Origin of the sequence: Limosilactobacillus reuteri, assembly GCF_020785355.1 — a bacterium.
In the GTDB taxonomy this organism is placed as follows: Bacteria; Bacillota; Bacilli; order Lactobacillales; family Lactobacillaceae; genus Limosilactobacillus; species Limosilactobacillus reuteri_I.
Map to the genome: position 1 here is coordinate 1 of NZ_JAJGVH010000018.1, position 204 is coordinate 204.

A 204-nucleotide genomic window follows, 5' to 3' on the forward strand; every position below is an offset into this window, starting at 1 on the left:
ACAATCTTTGATTGTTTAGGTTAAGTTATGAAGGGCGCATGGTGAATGCCTTGGTACTAGGAGCCGATGAAGGACGGGACTAACACCGATATGCTTCGGGGAGCGGTAAGTACGCTTTGATCCGGAGATTTCCGAATGGGGCAACCCAATCAGCTTAGTCGCTGATTACTTGACTAGTGAATACATAGCTAGCAAGAGGTAGAC

Annotated in this window: 1 rRNA gene; it reads left to right on the forward strand. The window is 47.1% G+C overall.

The window, feature by feature from the left end:
- Positions 1-18 precede the first annotated feature (18 nt).
- Positions 19-204: ribosomal RNA gene (locus tag LMB56_RS10580) — 23S ribosomal RNA — on the forward strand; the annotation flags it as partial.